The 2,885-nt window shown below is 58.6% G+C and carries 3 protein-coding genes; all 3 read right to left on the bottom strand.

Annotated features, from left to right (window positions below; all coding sequences use genetic code 11):
* Positions 1 to 1,247: 1,247 nt before the first annotated feature.
* Genes tpiA through QZ292_RS10170 form a run of 3 tightly spaced genes read right to left on the bottom strand, consistent with a single transcriptional unit; the run spans position 1,248 to position 2,799 of the window.
* Positions 1,248 to 2,003 (bottom strand): triose-phosphate isomerase, encoded by a 756-nt coding sequence (gene tpiA, locus QZ292_RS10160; RefSeq protein ID WP_294601193.1) that lies wholly within the window; start codon positions 2,001 to 2,003, stop codon positions 1,248 to 1,250.
* A gap of 34 nt (positions 2,004 to 2,037) precedes the next feature.
* Complete coding sequence (locus QZ292_RS10165; RefSeq protein ID WP_294601195.1) at positions 2,038 to 2,358, bottom strand: iron-sulfur cluster assembly protein; 321 nt, start codon at positions 2,356 to 2,358, stop codon at positions 2,038 to 2,040.
* A gap of 21 nt (positions 2,359 to 2,379) precedes the next feature.
* Positions 2,380 to 2,799 (bottom strand): SufE family protein, encoded by a 420-nt coding sequence (locus tag QZ292_RS10170; protein WP_294601198.1) that lies wholly within the window; start codon positions 2,797 to 2,799, stop codon positions 2,380 to 2,382.
* Between the last annotated feature and the right edge of the window lie 86 nt (positions 2,800 to 2,885).

The following is a 2,885-nucleotide window of genomic DNA, read 5'->3' on the forward strand; positions in this document are numbered from 1 at the left end:
AAGGCGGCCTTAGCGATGCGCAAGCATCGCCCGTCCACGGGACGTGGGGCCCGCCCGGCCGACGCGTTCGCGCTACGGCGGCCGGCCGTTATTACTCTTGTTATAGCCTAACGCGCGCCACCGCTTTAATAGGGAAATCGTCAAAATGCACCTGGGCGTTTTGACAGGATTTCCCATGGCGCACGGACACAACCCCAAGGCCGAAACCCTGCGCCCCGCAGGGGCGCGCGGGCCGGAGCCACCCCCGGCGTAGGCCTGCAACTTCGCGGGGCTCGTTTCCGGCCACGCTGGCGCCGGCCCGCACAGCAGGTGCCGCCCAATTCTCCGATCTATTCGGCCTGTCGCCCATCCCCCCGAAGCCGTTACGCGGCTTGGGCGAAAAGGCCGGCGGCCCGATGGGCCGCAAAAGTCCTACTTAATCCTTTGCCGATTCGGGCTGCGCGCTCCGGGGGTGGGCCGAAGGCCCAGCGCGCAAGCCCGGCGATTCTGCGAATCGCGCTACTCGCTCTCGGCCCAAAGCCCGGGTAACAGCTCCGCCCAGCGCAGCGCGAAAACCGTAAACGGTTTTCGCACCCAACAAACAGTCGCAGCCCAAAGCACTGCCCCGTGTCTGCCTCACTGCGGCTCCGCTTTCGCTCCGCCGGTACCTTCGGGCACTCCGAAATAGCAACCTCTATCCGGTTTTCCCGCGCGCTGGCGGAAATCTTGTTAGAACAATTCACCATGGTTCTAACGATTTCCTTCTCCAGCAGTCGCGCGCGGCATTTCCAACCGTCGCCCGCGGCAATTCTTGCCGGATTGGCTCCCGCCAATCGGCAGAATATGCCCTCTTCGACGGGCGGGCGACGGTTTTCGCACGCCTCTTAAATCGTGGCGCGCAGAAAGCTTTGAGCCGGACAGAACCGTACCTTTGTTGGCTTACGCGTTGCCTTCGGCTTCCTCGTGCTACCTCGGCAAATCCCGCAAGCGGTCTCTGCTCTCGGTACGCTACTCGGTTCCTCCTCGCCGTTCGGCAATCAGCAAACTACGTTTGCATTGCTCTCACTGGCAGCGTCGGTTGAAAGAAAGGTACCCAAAGAACTTTCAGTTAGCTACGCTACGCCTTACGCTCCGCAAGACTCAAGTTCCGACTGCGCTCGGGCCGCGCAGGCCCGTGGCGGGCGATCGACAGCCTTAGCCTCCTAAACAAAACGTCCTCACCTCCTTTGGGAGGTGAGGACGAAAAAACTCGGTTCGATGACCGAACACTAAAACGCTTTCGCAATCGCGATAAAGTCGTCGGCAACCAACGAAGCACCGCCGATCAGACCGCCGTCTACGTCCGCCTTGCTGAAAATTTCGGCAGCGTTGCCCGGTTTGCAGCTCCCGCCGTACAGAATCGGCGTTTTGTCAGCTGCGGCAGCACCGAACTTTTCGGCCAGCACTTTGCGGATAAAAGCATGAATCTCCTGCGCCTGCTCCGCCGTCGCCGTCTTGCCCGTACCGATCGCCCAAACCGGTTCGTAAGCGATCACCAGCTTGCCGAACTGTTCCGGAGTGAGGTTGAAAACGACCTCTTCGATCTGTGCCCGAACGACGTCGAAGTGTTTGCCGGCTTCCCGTTCGTCGAGTTTTTCGCCCACGCAGTAGATCGGCGCCAACCCGTGTTCGTAAGCCAGCGCCATCTTCTTGTTGAGCGTCTCGCTGGTTTCGCCGTAGTATTCGCGCCGTTCGGAGTGCCCCAGAATCACGTACTTAGCCCCCAGCGACGAGATCATCTTGGCCGACACCTCACCGGTATAAGCCCCCGATTCGTGATCCGCACAGTTCTGAGCCGAAACGGCAATCCCGGCCTTTTCCGCCGGCCCTTTCACGCTGCACAAATGGGTAAACGGAACGCCGACGATCAGTTCGACATCGGCCGGTACGCCCCCTTTCAGAGCCGCTACGCCTTCGAGGAGGGCAACGCCTTCGGCCGGCGTGGTATTCATTTTCCAGTTCCCTGCGACGATTTTTCTTCTCATGATGGTATTTTGTTTTTAATGGTTCTCGCGTTTCTTACATCATCCCCAGTTCGAGCAACGCCTCCTGGGACATCATCGACCGATCCCACGGCGGATCGAAGGTCAGCGTCACATCCACCCGCTCGACCCCTTTCACCTTCAGCACGTCGTCGTGCACCTGCTGGACGAGCATGTCGGCCATCGGACAGTTCGGCGCCGTGAGGGTCATCCGGATATTGGCCGTCCCCTCCGGAGTCATTTCGATCTCGTACACCAGGCCGAGGTCGTAGATGTTGACCGGTATCTCCGGGTCATAAATGTTTTTGAGCGTGTAGACGATGTCGCGCTCGATGTCGAGTATCTCCTGCGGTGTCATAATCCGACTCAAAAGTAACGATTATTTTTGCATGGCGGCATACGCGGTGGCAAACAATTTCATCTGACGGATCATGGCCAGCAACCCATTAGCGCGGGTCGGCGAGAGGTTTTGCGAAAGACCGATCCGGTCGATGAAATAGAGATCGGCATCGCGCACCTCTTCGGGCGTGTGTCCGTCCAACACGCGAATCAACAGGGCGATAATCCCTTTGGTGATAATGGCGTCGCTGTCGGCCGCAAAGTGCATCCGCCCCTCTTCGTCGAGCCGGGCGTCTACCCAAACCCGGGACTGGCACCCTTTGATCAGAAACTGCTCGGTCTTGTGCTCCGGAGCGATCACGCTCAGACTGTTCCCCAGCTCGATCAGATAACCGTAACGGTCGAGCCACTCGTCAAAAACACTGAACTCGTCGATAATCCGGTCTTGTTCCTCGTTGATACTCATTTCCTGTATTTAATCTATTCGTTTATCTGTGTCTACCCGCAGGGAACCGTACCTTTTCTGAAGAAAAGGTACCCAAAAGA

Origin of the sequence: uncultured Rikenella sp. (genome assembly GCF_910577125.1) — a bacterium.
Lineage (GTDB): Bacteria > Bacteroidota > Bacteroidia > Bacteroidales > Rikenellaceae > Rikenella.

Coding starts and splice junctions, on each gene's coding strand:
- QZ292_RS10165 (WP_294601195.1), bottom strand. CDS start 2,358: ATGACACCGCAGGAGATACTCGACATCGAGCGCGACATCGTCTACACG.
- tpiA (WP_294601193.1), bottom strand. CDS start 2,003: ATGAGAAGAAAAATCGTCGCAGGGAACTGGAAAATGAATACCACGCCG.